The organism is Methylobacterium sp. WL19 (assembly GCF_008040005.1).
Classification (GTDB): domain Bacteria; phylum Pseudomonadota; class Alphaproteobacteria; order Rhizobiales; family Beijerinckiaceae; genus Methylobacterium; species Methylobacterium bullatum.
On sequence record NZ_VRVC01000008.1, the window covers coordinates 1 to 12,966 of the forward strand.

10 protein-coding genes and 1 pseudogene are annotated in these 12,966 nt (G+C 67.0%); 5 read left to right on the forward strand and 6 right to left on the reverse strand.

Annotated features, from left to right (window positions below; translation table 11 throughout):
* The 4 genes and pseudogenes from FV220_RS03160 to FV220_RS03175 form a co-directional block, all read left to right on the forward strand.
* Positions 1-194: pseudogene (locus FV220_RS03160) on the forward strand (oxalate/formate MFS antiporter); the annotation flags it as partial.
* 3 nt (positions 195-197) lie between these two features.
* On the forward strand, positions 198-974 hold the full coding sequence (locus FV220_RS03165; RefSeq protein ID WP_018045824.1) for a fumarylacetoacetate hydrolase family protein: 777 nt from the start codon (positions 198-200) through the stop codon (positions 972-974).
* A gap of 48 nt (positions 975-1,022) precedes the next feature.
* The gene (locus FV220_RS03170) at positions 1,023-2,033 is read left to right on the forward strand and encodes a 2-dehydropantoate 2-reductase (RefSeq protein ID WP_056160415.1); all 1,011 of its coding nucleotides are present in this window, start codon (positions 1,023-1,025) and stop codon (positions 2,031-2,033) included.
* Between the two features lie 117 nt (positions 2,034-2,150).
* A complete protein-coding gene (locus FV220_RS03175; protein ID WP_018045826.1) occupies positions 2,151-3,686 on the forward strand; it encodes an acyl--CoA ligase in 1,536 nt (511 codons plus the stop codon).
* Between the two features lie 131 nt (positions 3,687-3,817).
* On the opposite strand, the gene FV220_RS03180 is transcribed toward FV220_RS03175, so the two are convergent.
* Positions 3,818-4,966, reverse strand: coding sequence for a histidine kinase dimerization/phosphoacceptor domain -containing protein (locus tag FV220_RS03180; RefSeq protein ID WP_147829615.1), 1,149 nt, complete (start codon positions 4,964-4,966; stop codon positions 3,818-3,820).
* A gap of 336 nt (positions 4,967-5,302) precedes the next feature.
* Here FV220_RS03180 and FV220_RS03185 point away from each other — a divergent pair, with 336 nt between their 5' ends.
* Positions 5,303-5,611: a hypothetical protein gene (locus FV220_RS03185; RefSeq protein WP_147829617.1), complete on the forward strand. Its 309-nt coding sequence runs from the start codon at positions 5,303-5,305 to the stop codon at positions 5,609-5,611.
* Here the strand turns inward: FV220_RS03185 and FV220_RS03190 are convergent, their stop codons facing one another.
* From FV220_RS03190 to FV220_RS03210, 5 genes are all read right to left on the reverse strand, one after another.
* A complete protein-coding gene (locus FV220_RS03190; RefSeq protein ID WP_147829643.1) occupies positions 5,612-7,471 on the reverse strand; it encodes a KUP/HAK/KT family potassium transporter in 1,860 nt (619 codons plus the stop codon).
* A gap of 388 nt (positions 7,472-7,859) precedes the next feature.
* Complete coding sequence (bioD, locus tag FV220_RS03195) at positions 7,860-8,543, reverse strand: dethiobiotin synthase (RefSeq protein ID WP_147829619.1); 684 nt, start codon at positions 8,541-8,543, stop codon at positions 7,860-7,862.
* Positions 8,540-9,313 (reverse strand): ferredoxin--NADP reductase, encoded by a 774-nt coding sequence (locus FV220_RS03200; protein WP_056148553.1) that lies wholly within the window; start codon positions 9,311-9,313, stop codon positions 8,540-8,542. The genes bioD and FV220_RS03200 overlap by 4 nt, the downstream gene beginning before the upstream one ends.
* A 345-nt stretch (positions 9,314-9,658) precedes the next feature.
* Entirely contained in the window at positions 9,659-11,344 is a 1,686-nt protein-coding gene (locus tag FV220_RS03205) for a methyl-accepting chemotaxis protein (protein ID WP_187273313.1), read from the reverse strand.
* Positions 11,345-11,903: 559 nt separating this feature from the next.
* On the reverse strand, positions 11,904-12,839 hold the full coding sequence (locus FV220_RS03210; protein ID WP_147829621.1) for a ring-cleaving dioxygenase: 936 nt from the start codon (positions 12,837-12,839) through the stop codon (positions 11,904-11,906).
* Positions 12,840-12,966 lie beyond the last annotated feature (127 nt).

The following is a 12,966-nucleotide window of genomic DNA, read 5'->3' on the forward strand; positions in this document are numbered from 1 at the left end:
CCAATGCCGGCCTGCTCTACACCGCCAAGGGCACCGCCGCGCTTCTCGTGCCCGTGGCCAACTACCTCCAGCAGGCCACAAACAGCTGGGACGGCGTCTTCCTCGTCGCCGCAGGCGCCAACATCCTCGCTTCCCTCCTCGCCATCGTGCTGCTGAAGCCCTGGCGTGCCCGTATCGTTGCCCGGAGCATCTGAACCATGGCCCGCTGGATCGGATACACCCACGACGGACGCGCCGGTTTCGGCCGCCTCGACGGAGAGCAGGTCACTGTCCACGAGGGCGACCTGTTCGACGCGCCCCGGGCGACGGGAGAGATCCTGCCCCTCGCCGAGGTGGTCCTCGACCTGCCCTGCCGGCCGAGCAAGGTCATCGCGCTGTGGAACAACTTCTCCGCCATGGCCGAGAAGCAGGGGCTGACCCCGCCCGTCGCCCCGCTGTTCCTCTTGAAGCCGGCCAATACCTATCGCCCGAGCGGCGCCGAGATCGCGGTGCCGGATTGCGCCGGTCGTATCCTGTTCGAGGGCGAGCTCGGCATCGTCATCGGCAAGGTGGCGGGCCGGAGCGCGCGCGACCTCACACCGGACGAGGCGGCCGGCCACATCTTCGGTTACACCTGCGTCAACGACGTGACCGCGCTGGAGATCCTGAAGGCCGATCCGAGCTTCGCCCAATGGACGCGCTCCAAGGGACTGGACGGGTTCGGTCCCTTCGGCCCGGCCATCGCCACCGATCTCGACCCCGAGGCGCTCTCGGTGAAGGTGCGGGTGAACGGGCGCGAGCGCCAGACCTATCCCCTCTCGGACATGATCTTCCGCCCGCACGAGATCGTCGCCATGATCTCGCGGGGCATGACGCTGGAGCCCGGCGACGTCATCGCCTGCGGCACCTCCAACGGTTCCGGCCCGATCCCGAAGGGCGCCACCGTCGAGGTGGAGATCGAGGGGATCGGAATCCTGTCGAACCGCTTCTCCTGAGCCGTACAGACCAGACCGACACGACATCCGGACAATGAGGATACCAGCATGAGCATCGCGATCGTCGGCGCAGGCGCCATCGGCGGATTTCTGGGGGTTCGCCTCGCGAATATCGGCGAGGACGTCACCTTCATCGCACGCGGGGCCAATCTCGATGCCATCCGCTCCAACGGCATGCGCCTGATCGAGGAGAACGGCTCCGAGATCCACGTGAAGAACCTCACGGCCACCAAGTCCATGGAGGAGGCCGGCGTCCACGACGTGGTGCTTCTCACCGTGAAGGCGCATCAGGTCGGGCCGATCGCGGCCGACCTGCACCACCTCATCGGCCCCGACACCATCGTCGTGACCATGCAGAACGGCATCCCGTGGTGGTATTTTTCGGGTGGCCATGGCGGCGAACTCGCCGGGACGCACCTGGAAACCGCCGATCCGGGCCGGCTCATCGCGGAGTATCTGGACCCGAAGCATGTGATCGGCTCGGTGGTCTATCCGGCGGCCGTCCTCACCGAACCCGGCGTGGTCCAGGTGATCGAGGGCCACCGTTTCGGTCTCGGCGAACTCGACGGCTCCATGAGCCCGCGGGTCCAGGCCCTGGCGCAGCTCCTGATCAAGGCGGGCTTCCGCGCGCCCGTCACCAGCGACATCCGCGCGGAGATCTGGCTCAAGCTCTGGGGCAACCTCAGCTTCAACCCGATCTCGGCGCTCTCGCACGCCACCCTGGTGGATATCTGCCAGTTCCCGGAGACGCGGGCGCTCGCCACCGACATGATGCGCGAGGCGGAGACCATCGCGAACAAGCTCGGCATCACCTTCAAGCTCGGGATCGAGCGGCGCATCGCCGGGGCCGAGAAGGTCGGCGCGCACAAGACCTCGATGCTGCAAGACGTGGAGGCCGGGCGGCCGATCGAACTCGAAGCCCTCGTCGGCTCGATCATCGAACTCGGTCGCCTCACCGACACCCCGACCCCGCATATCGGCACCGTCTATGCTCTGATGCGGCTGCTGTCCCAGAGCCTCGAACGGGCGCAGGGGCGCCTGTCCATCGCGACGGCCTGACCACCGTTTCCCCGGCGGTCGCCCGCGACCGCCGGTCCGCATGAACATGTGCCGCTCCCCATGCGGCGGACCGCCTTCTCCTCCCCGAAGGCAACTGACGATGAGGACACAGCTACCATGGCCGAGACCGCAACCACCCTGCACGCCCTAATCCAGGCGGGCGCCGACGAGGCCACCGCCCTGTCGAGCCCCGGCGGCGTTCCCCTGACCTTCGGGGCCCTGCGGGCGCTCACGGAGAGCACCATCGCTTCCCTCAACGCGCAGGGCATCGGCCGTGGCGACCGGGTCGCCATCGTGCTCGACAACGGCCCGGAAATGGCCGCCGCCTTCATCGCCATCGCGGCGGGCACCACCTCGGCGCCGCTGAACCCCGCCTACAAGGCAGACGAGTTCGAGTTCTACCTGACCGATCTCAACGCCAAGCTGCTGGTGGCGGCGGAAGGCTCGCAGAGCCCGGCGGTGGCGGTGGCCGAGAAGCTCGGCGTGCCAGTGGTGCGCCTGACCCCGACGCCCGAGCAGGGCGCGGGCAGCTTCACCCTCGCCTTTTCCGCATCCGACGCCACGCCGGCAAGCCAGGGTGGCCCGGCTCATCCCGACGATATCGGCCTCGTTCTCCACACGTCGGGCACCACGTCGCGTCCGAAGATCGTCCCGCTGAAACAGTCGAACGTCTGCGCCTCGGCCCGCAACATCCGCACCACCCTCGCCTTCACGGCCGAGGATCGCGGCCTCAACATCATGCCGCTGTTCCACATCCACGGCCTGATCGCCGGCATCCTGGCGCCGCTCTCGGCGGGCGGGCAGGTCTGCTGCACGCCGGGCTTCAACGCCCTGAAGTTCTTCGGCTGGATGAGTGAGGTCCGCCCGACCTGGTACACGGCGGTGCCGACCATGCACCAGGCGATCCTGGGCCGCGCCGCCCGCAACAAGGAGGTCATCGCCGCCAACCCGCTGCGCTTCATCCGCTCGTCCTCCTCCTCCATGCCGCCGCAGGTGATGAAGGAGATCGAGGAGGTGTTCGGCGCGCCGCTGCTGGAAGCCTACGGCATGACCGAGGCCGCCCACCAGATGGCCTCGAACCCGCTGCCGCCCCGGCCGCATTACGCCGGCTCGGTGGGCCTCGCCGCCGGCCCCGAGATCGCCATCGTCGACCATGACGGCGAGCCCCTGCCCGCCGGCGAGACCGGTGAGATCGTGATCCGCGGCGACAACGTGATGACCGGCTACGAGAACAACGAGAAGGCCAATGCCGAAGCCTTCACCAAGCAGGGCTGGTTCCGCACCGGCGACCAGGGCACGCTGACCCCGGAGGGCTACCTTTCGATCACCGGGCGCCTGAAGGAGATCATCAACCGCGGCGGCGAGAAGATCTCCCCGCGCGAGGTGGACGAGATCCTGATGGATCACCCGGCCGTGTCCCAGTGCATCACCTTCGCGATGCCGCACGACAAACTCGGCGAGGACGTGGTGGCGGCCATCGTCCTGCGCGAGGGCCACGACGCCCTGTCGGAGAAGGAGCTGCGCGGCTTCGCCTCGGAGCGCCTCGCACCCTTCAAGGTGCCGGCCAAGATCATCTTCCTCGAGGAGATCCCGAAGGGCGCCACCGGCAAGCTCCAGCGCATCGGCCTCGCCCAGAAACTCGGCCTGGCGTGACAGCGGGGGCATTCGCGCCCGCACTGGGAAAGACGTCCTCGGAAGCAGATCCGGGGACGGCCTTGCCTCACATGGCCCGTTTCCATCGATCGTAACGGCGCTTCGAGTGGACGGGCGTCGTTCGCGTTCCGCTATGAGGGCAGGAGCATCCTCAGCGAGAAATGCGCGCCCTTCACGTCGGGCGCCACGGTGAGCGGGCCGCCGAGCTGGCGGCCGAGATTGTTGATGATGCGCATGCCGAGGCTTGTACTCCGGGCCTGGGTCGGGTCGAACCCGTCCGGCAGGCCTGCGCCATCGTCGGCGACGCCGATGACGAGGCCCCCCTCCTCATGCGGACAGGCGGTGACCCGGATTTCACCCTCGCCGTCGGGATAGGCGTATTTGATCGCGTTGGTGACGAGCTCGTTGACGAAGAGGCCGAGCGGAATCGCGAGATCGGCCGGAATGTCGAGACGGACCGCCTCGCAGCGAATGACGTTGCGCCGGGCGCTCTCCTGAAGTTTGCCGCAGAGCGCTTCCAGGAAGCCCGAGATATCGATGGCACCGAGGGTCGGCTGGCGCCAGAGCTGATCGTGGACCGCGGCCACGGCCTCGACGCGGGTGCGCGCATCGACCAGGGCCTCCCTCACCTTCTCGTCGTCAGAGCCGCGAGCCTGGAGGGCCAGGAACCCGGCGACCACCGCGAGGCTGTTCTTGACCCGGTGGCTCATCTCGCGGGAGAGGAGGTCCTGCCGTTCCAGCGCCGCCTTCAGCCGCGCCTCGCCGCGCTGACGCTCGATGGCGCCGCCGAGGAGATTGGCGAAGCCCTGCATGAAGGCAATGTCCGCCTCCTCGAACTTGCCCTCGCGGGTGTCGTCCACTTCGAGCACGCCGTAATGCCCGTCGCGGTTGGCGATGAGCACGTTGATGGCCCGCTTGATGCCGTGGTCGGCCATGATCTGCGGCGTGCGAAACCGGGTTTCCACCTGAAGGTGATTGGAGATCACCGGCTGGCCGGTCTTGAGGGCAAAGCCCGCCGGGGACGCGAGATCGGCCCCTATGATGGCCTTGCCGACGACATCGTCCTTCCAGCCCACACCGGCGCAGATCAGTAGGCAATCCTGCTCTCTGGAATATTCCAGCGCCTTGCAGAACTGAGCCTTCATTCCTTCCGCGCAGAGCTCGACGGCACGATGCAGCAGGGGCAGCAGCTCGGTGGCACGCAGGGCCTCGACGCCGAAATCCGAGAGCAGGGCCTGCTGACGCAGACGCAAGGCCAGGGCGGGTGAGACGTCGGTCATGGAAAATGGTCCTGCGACCGGCTGGATAGATGAGAAGGACGCCGTCTGCGTCTGTGCGGTGCCGGGAGGCCGGATGCAAGGGTGACGAGCGCAACGTGCCTGAGGACGGCGCGGGGCGGACCGGATCGGCGGCGACGCTCCAGCAACAGCCCACGCGGGAGGAGAATATCAGGGGCGGACGATAGATTACATAATAAGTACTTATAATGAAAAACGCTACAAAACGCGTCAGTGACTTGAGATTATTGCCTGAACGAGAAGATTTCACTATTCCCCGGAAAGCCGGTGTCGAAGGAACGGCGGATCAGCCGGCGTGATCGGGGGGGAGGATACGAGATGATCGACCAGAGAGCTGCCCGTGCCGTCCTCGTGGCGACGACGCTCCTGGCATCCGCCCCGGCACAGGCCCTGTCGATGAACGACCCGCTCACGGAATGGACCAAGGGCACGGCCATGGACCGCATGCAGATCGCCTCGCGTCTCGGCAAGTCGTTCAACAGCCTTAGCGAGAGTTTCACCGCCGGCTACTTCCTGAAATGCATCGATGACGTCGCCGCCTACGGCAACGCCAAGGCCGCCAGGATCGAGGACGCCATGCGCGAATGCGTGGCCGCGCGGATACCGCGCAGCCCGGACGCCGAATAGTCAGATCTCGATCTCGGTGCCGACCTCCACGAGCTGGCGAGTGGGGATGCAGAATTGCGCGCCGGTGGTCTCGGCGTTGCGTAGGAGGAAGGCGAAGATGGTCTCACGCCATGTCGCCATGCCCCGGTCGTCGCTCTTCGGGATGATGGTCTCGTGGCCGATGAAGATCGTCAGGTCGTCGAGGAACTCCTTCGGCAGGGTCCCGCATTCGACGGCGCATCGCAGTCCGTCGGGAATCGAGGCGTCCTCCATGAAGCCGTAATGCAGGACGAGGCGGAAGATGTCCGGGGTGATCTCGGTCACCTCGGCGCGCTCGGTCCGAGGCACGCTCGGCGCCTCCTCGTAGAGCGCGGTGACGAGCAGGATGCGCTTGTGCAGGGCACGGCTGCGCTCGACGAAACGCGACAGGTGGAGCGGAATGCCGCTCGTGGCCGAGGACAGGAAGGCCGCGTTGCCCGGCAGGGTGATCGGCGGCGCGCGGCGCAGTTGCTCGATGAACTCCGCCTCGGGCTGCCGCAACGACGCGCGGGCCTCCTCCACCAGGAGGTTGCCCTTGCGCCAGGTGAGCATCAGGAAGGCGACGAAGCCGGCCAGCACCAGGGGAAACCAGCCGCCCTCGAACAGCTTCACGCTGTTGGCGCCGAGGAAGACGAGATCGATGGCGAGGAAGAAGCCGTTGACCGCGAAGACCGCGACGGGGTTGTAGCCCCATTTCAACGCCACCAGGGCGGCGAGCAGGGTGGTGATCGCCATGAGCGACGACACGGCGATGCCATAGGCGCCGGCCAGCTTGTCGGAGGAACCGAAGGTGAGGACGGCCGTGAGAGTCGCGGCCGCCATCAGCCAGTTGATCACCGGCACGTAGATCTGCCCACGCTCCTCGCGCGCCGTGTGGATCACCCGCATGGGCGGCAGGAAGCCGAGCTGGATCGATTGCTGGGTGAGCGAGAACACGCCCGACACGATGGCCTGAGAGGCGATGACGGTGGCCAGCGTCGCGAGAGCGATCAGCGGGTAATAGGCCCAGTCCGGGCTGAGGCGGTAGAACGGGTTCTCGATCGCGTCGGGCTCCACCAGCAGCAGGCCGCCCTGGCCGAAATAGTGGATGACGAGGGCCGGCAGGACGAGGCCGAACCAGGCGAGGCGGATGGGTCTGTCGCCGAAATGGCCGAGATCGGCATACATCGCCTCGCCCCCGGTGACCGCGAGGAAGGCCGCGCCCAGCATGGCGAAGCTCACGTGCCAGCCGGCATGGACCAGGAAATCCACCGCGCGCCAGGGGTTGAGGGCACCCAGGATCTGAGGCGCGTGCCAGATGCCACCGAGGCCAAGGAGCGCCAGGACGACGAACCACACCACCATCACCGGGCCGAAGATGCGGCCGATGAAGGCGACACCCTTGCTCTGCACCAGAAACAGCCCGACCAGGATGGCGATGGTGATGGGCAGGACGGCATGGTCGAGGCCGGGGGCCGCCACCTTGAGCCCCTCCACCGCGCTCAAAACCGAGATCGCCGGGGTGATCGCGCCGTCGCCGTAGAGCAGGGCCGCGCCGACGAGGCCGACCACGAGGAGCGCGGCCTGACGCGTGCCGGGCCTGGCATGACGGGCGCCGAGCAGTGCCAGCATGGCGACGATGCCGCCCTCGCCCCTGTTGTCGGCACGCAGGATCAGCACCGCGTATTTCAGCGAGACGATGAGGATCAGGGCCCAGAAGATCAGCGACACCGCACCGACCACGGCGATGGCCTGGGGCGGGCCGCCGCCGGAGGCCGCCCGCACGGCTTCCTTGAAGGCGTAGAGCGGGCTGGTGCCGATATCGCCATAGACGATGCCGAGCGCCCCGAGGAGAAGAGGCAGGCCGGCGCGCGGAGGATCCGCGCGCTCCGCCGAAGCCCCATGGGCGGATACGAGTTGGGCCAAAGGGGCGTTTCCTTCCACGGGCAGCCCGGATGCGCTCGGGTCACCGCCTGACCGAACCTAGCGGTGGTGGCTCCACCGTCCAGGGAGGGATTTCATGAGTCACGGAGAGGTGAGGAAGCCTTGCCCCCTCGCATCGATGACGCCTGCCCGCTCGCCTGCCATATCGGCAACAGAGATCGGCAAAGGTGAGACCGAACTCCGTACGACGTCTTGGCGATGAACGCCTTGTTCGATCGTCACGATCGGCGGGAATTCCAGATTTTTAGGAGACGTCGATGGCCGGATTCGTCATCGAGGTTTCTCTCGCTGCGTCCTGTCGTAAGGCCTAGACCAGCCGCACCAAGGCCTCCGGGCATTCGCCGTCGCGGGCGATGCAGTGGACCGGAGCCGGCACATGACGGGCGATGGCGGCCGCGACCGTCTCTGGCGACGTCGGCGCGCCGAGGCTTTCGCAGACGACGACACCGAGCAGCGTCTGCCCGTGACAGCGCAGGGTCTCCGCCGCTGTGAGCGCGTGGCTGATCGCCCCGAGATAGCTGCCGGAGACGAGGATCGTCGGCAGGGCCAGGGCCCTGAGCCAGTCGAGACCGGTCGCTGCCGCCGTCACCGGGCTCATCAGGCCGCCGACGCCCTCGAAGACGAGGATCGTCTCCGGATCCGCATCCTGGATCCGGTCCTCGCACCAGCCGACGAGGTCGCAGAGGTGCAGGCTCCGCCCTTCGCGCGCGGCGGCGAGATCGGGGCCGAGCGGTGCGAGAAAGCGCCAGGGCGAGCAGGCCTCCACCGTCTCGGGCGTCACCGCCAATCCCTGGGCTTCCAGAAGGATCGCCGTGTCGCTCTCGCGAAACGACGGTTCGCCGAAAGGCGGCACACCGCTCGCCAGCGGCTTCAGGGTCGAAATGTCGTTCCCCCGGCGGCGCAGGGCGCGCGTCAGGGAAGCGGTGACGTAGGTCTTGCCGATCTCGGTCCCGGCGCCGGCGACGAAGACGGCGCGGGCACGCGTGCTCACTTCTCGACGAAGGCCTTCTCGATGACGTAGTGGCCGGCCTCGCCGTGATTACCCTCCTCGTAGCCCCCATCGGTGAGGAGCTGGCGGGTGTCGCGGATCATGTCCGGCGAGCCGCACAGCATGAAGCGGTCGTTCTCGACGGACATCGGCGGCAGACCGATATCCTCGAACAGCTTGCCGGAGGTCATCAGGTCGGTGATCCGGCCTCGGTTGCGGAAGGGCTCGCGGGTGACGGTGGGGTAATAGATCAGGCCGGCTGTGATGACCTCGCCGAGGAACTCGTGATTCGGCAGGTCCTGCGTGATCGTCTCGCCATAGGCGAGCTCGGAGACCTGGCGGCAGCCATGGACGAGGACGACCTTCTCGAAACGCTCGTAGGTCTCCGGGTCCTTGATGATCGACATGAACGGGGCCAGGCCCGTGCCGGTGCCGAGAAGGTAGAGGTTCTTGCCCGGCAGGAGGTTGTCGAGCACCAGAGTGCCGGTGGGCTTCTTGCCGACCATGATCGGATCGCCGACCTTGAGGTGCTGCAGCCGCGAGGTGAGCGGACCGTTCTCGACCTTGATCGAGAAGAACTCGAGTTCCTCCTCGTAATTGGCCGAGACCACGCTGTAGGCGCGAAGGAGGGGCCGGCCCTCGACTTCGATGCCCATCATCACGAACTCGCCGTTGCGGAAGCGGAACGCGGGATCGCGGGTCGTGCGGAAGGAGAACAGCGTGTCGGTCCAATGGTGGACGCTCAACACACGCTCCTCGTTGAACTTGCTCATCGACGGGTCCGTCTCAAACTTCGCTTGCGAATCTCGGCTTTCAGCCGGGTCTTCTCGCACCTGCGGCGCGCCCGTCAAGGCATAGCAGGCGCGCAGGCAGCGAAACCGCCAACTGTCTGGAATCGCTCTGACTTGAGGCATCGCCGCCACGGGGGATGCGACCTCGTGCCGATTCCGGCTCGTGACGATGCGACAAGACACGCAGGAAGTGGGGTTCGGCGCGCATTCCGGTGAGCGTCCGCCGGGATGGAACGGTCGGGGGCCGGACAGGGTGACGCCGCCCGCCTCAACGCGAGGCGGGCGGCGCTCATGGCTCCGGACGGGACAGGTGCGATGGGCTTCGGCTCAGGCGGCGCGGACCGTGTGGAGGAACTTCTGCACCTCCAAGCTCAGGCGTTCGGCCTGCCGTGCCAGTTCCGACGAGGCGGAGAACACCTGGCCGGCGCTGGCGCCGGTTTCCTGCGCCGCTCGGGCGACGCCGGTGATGTTGGCGCTGACCTCGCCGGTGCCGATGGAGGCTTGCGCCACCGAGCCCGCGATCTCCCGGGTCGCGGCACCCTGCTGCGAGACCGATGCGGAGATGACGGCGGCCGTCTCGTCGATCCCGTGGATCGTCGAGGAGATCCCGTCGATGGCGCTGGTCGCCTGGCGGGTCGAGGATTGGATCGCCGCGATCTTCGCGGAGATTTCCGTCGTCGCCTTGGCGGTCTGGTTGGCGAGTTCCTTCACCTCCGAGGCGACCACCGCGAAGCCCCGGCCCGCCTCTCCGGCCCGCGCCGCCTCGATCGTCGCATTGAGAGCGAGGAGGTTTGTCTGGCCGGCGAGGTTGGAGATGAGGTTCACGACGTCGCCGATGCTGGCGGCGACTTCACGGAGCTCCGCGACCGCAAGTGCGGTCTGCTCCGCCTCGCGGACGGCGGCGGCCGTCATCTCCGCCGAACGTGCGACCTGTCGGCCGATCTCCGCCACAGAGGCACCAAGCTCCTCGGCCGAACCGGCCACGGCGGTGACGTTGGCCGAGGCTTCCTCCGCGGCCGTCAGGACCGCGCTGGACTGCGCCGACGTCTCCTCGGCGGAGGCCGTCAGCTGCGAGGCCGTGGCCTGCATCTCGGTGGCCGCCGCGGACACCATGCTCACGATCCCACCGACCGCCGCCTCGAACTCGTCGGCCAGGGTATGCATGCCGACCTTGCGTTCCGTCTCCGCGGCGAGGCGCAGGCGCTCGGTTTCGATCTCGAGGGCGCGGTTGCGGATCATGCCGTCCTTGAACACCTGCACCGCGCCCGCCATGGCACCGAGTTCGTCCGTGCGTGTCCGGTCCGGGATCGAGACTTCGACATCGCCAGCGGCGAGCCGGTTCATAGCGTCCGTCATTCCGCGGATCGGACGGGCAACCGTCAGCATGGAGAAGAGGGCCGACCCGCCCTGAAGGAGGATCGCCACGGCTCCGATCACGAGGCCCAGCACGCTCGCGGTTTCCACGGCGCCCATCGACGACAGCCGAGCCTCGTCCGTGAAGCGCTGCGCATTGGACAGCGATTGTTCGATGGCGAGGAGCGCCTTCCTGCGGGCGCCATTCCGCTGTTCCCCCGCCACCGCCAGGGCCGCCTCGTCGATCCTCTTGCGACCCTGGTCGTACGTGATGGTGGCCGCCGACTTGAGGGCGAGTTCCGTGAACTGCGCCAGCCCGGCATCGATGTCCTTGAGGACGTCGGGCTTCAGGGCGATACGGATCGGTGCCTTGAGTCCCTCATGGGCTGAATCGAAGCTCGTTCGGATCCGGCCGACGGCCTCCTTGTAGGTCTCCTCCGCTTCGGACAGGCGCGCGTCGCGGACGGCGACCTGGATCTGGGACAAGGCGAGCTGCGCGTTCTTGATGCCGTCGAGGATCGTCTGCTCCCGACTGACGGCTTCGATCGATTGAGTGATCCTTTGGTTGCCCATCCACTGGTTGGCGACCAATCCAACCGCCAGTAGAATTCCGAGACCTGAGAACAATCCCAACTTCTTTGCGATCGATAACTTCGACATCGTTCAGCCTGGATTTCGATAGGACGGGAGGGTGTCGGGGGCCTGTTTACTGCTCTTGCCGACGGGAGGTTTCGCCTCCGTTGTCCATTATCACGAATACAAACTAAACATTCGTTAATTGGAGTCGATTTCGAATGAAAACTACATTCAACAGTGTAATCCGTAAGATTCAAGCTATATTATAGTCCAATTCTCTTCCTGTCCGAATCCCGGCTCCACCATCTTCAGAATCAGCCGCTATAGGGGAGTAAGATCGTATCGCTAGCATGGTGCAGTTGTCTGGGGGTGGGCACGATCACCGGCAGAGCCGGCCCGATCTACCTGCCAGGGGCTGCATGCAGACGAGGGGATCATCGCCCATCGGGGCGATGCTTTCCTTTGGAATGCAGCGGGCGCATCGAATGGCCCGTTCGCGGCTTCGTTCGAGCGACATCGCGCCGACGAGGCAGGTGATGGCGGCCCGAGCGCCCGCCTCCGGTTCCATCGGCCGCTCCGCCGCAGCCGATCCGGGTCGGCGCTCGTCATCTCGTGAAACTTGCCTGGTCCGGTGACCTTGCGATCACAGGGGCTTCAGACCCGCTTCGATCTCGGCGCGTCGACCTTCGAGGAAGGGCGGCAGGGACAAGCGCTCGCCCAAAGTCTCCAATGGCTCGTCGGCGGTGAAGCCGGGACCGTCGGTGGCGATCTCGAACAGGATGCCGTTGGGTTCGCGAAAATAGAGGCTGCGGAAGTAATAGCGGTCCACCGGCCCGCTGGAAGGCATGCGGCGCTGCTTCAGCCGGTCGGCCCAACTGCCGTAATCCGCATCGGGGATGCGGAAGGCGACGTGGTGGACCGCCCCCGCTCCCTGCCGCGCGGGCGGCAGGCCGGGTTCTTCCAAGAGGTGGAGCTCGGCCCCCGCGCCCCCCTCGCCCATCTGCCAGACGCGAACCTCGCCCTCCGGCATGTCATAGCTCCGGGCGTGGCTCATGCCGAGCACCTCGGCGAGCACGGCCTCCGTCGCCCCGATCCGCGCGAGGCTGAGGCGGATCGGTCCGAGGCCCCGGATCTGGCGCTCCACCGGCACCGGGCCGGCAGGCCAGGGATGGGCGTCGCCTGCGCCGCCGTCATCCACCAGCATCAGACGCTGGCCCTCCGCATCCTCGAAATCCAAGGTGAGGCGGCCGTCGCGCAGGATCGGCTCTTCGTGGGTCACCCCCTCGCGGGCGAGATGCTCGTGCCACCAGGCGATCGTCCCCTCGCCCGAGACGCGGAACGCCGTCCGGACGATACTGTCGGTGCCGCGGCGCTCGGGGGGCGCCGGCCAGTCGAAGAACGTCATGTCGGTGCCGGGCGCGGCGATGCCGTCGGCGTAGAACAGGTGGTAGGCCGAGACGTCGTCCTGGTTCACCGTCTTCTTCACGAGACGCAGCCCGAGAATCCGCGTGTAGAAGGCCGCGTTGTCGGCGGCGCGCGCGGTGATGGCGGTGAGGTGGTGAAGTCCGGTGAGGTGCATCGGCCTGTCCTGCGAATGACGATGTCCCGCTGACATGGGTCGTCCGTCCACGGAATGCGATGGCCCCACGCATCATCCGGGAAAGCGGCCCGCCCCTGGGCCGGAGCGGGATGCGCGATACATCCCT